General features: G+C 73.7%; 1 protein-coding gene. It reads right to left on the reverse strand.

Features of this window, described 5'->3' with window-relative positions:
- Positions 1-462 (reverse strand): SpnB-like Rossmann fold domain-containing protein (locus JK361_RS40725; protein ID WP_307787461.1); only part of this gene is annotated, 462 nt, incomplete at its 3' end.
- Positions 463-475 lie beyond the last annotated feature (13 nt).

Consider the following 475-nt stretch of genomic DNA (forward strand, 5'->3'; position numbering starts at 1 on the left):
CTCCGGCGGGATCGCCGCCAGCACAGCGGCCAGCGCGTCACCGTCCGCCGCGTCACACGCGGCGACCGACACCCGCGCACCCAGCCCCGCCAGCTCGGCGACCAACTCTCTTGCGCCCGGCGCCTGTTCGCCACGCCGGCTGGTCAGCAGCAGGTCCCGCACCCCATGCTCGACCACCAGGTGCCGGGCCACCAGGGCACCGACCGTGCCCGTACCACCGGTGACCAGCACCGTGCCCGAGTCCCCACCGAAGCCCGGCACGGACTCGACGGCGGAGACGCTCTGCCGTACCAGCCTGGGTACGAACGGCACGCCGTCCCGCACCGCCAGCTGCGGCTCGTCGCCCATGGCCAGGTTTGCGGCCATCGCCTCGTCGGCGCCGTCCACCAGCCAGAAACGGTCGGGGTGTTCACGCTGCGCCGACCGCACCAGACCCCACACCGGGGCACTCACCAGGTCCACGACATCCTCGCCC

The organism is Streptomyces musisoli, from assembly GCF_016741855.1.
Taxonomy (GTDB): domain Bacteria; phylum Actinomycetota; class Actinomycetes; order Streptomycetales; family Streptomycetaceae; genus Streptomyces; species Streptomyces musisoli.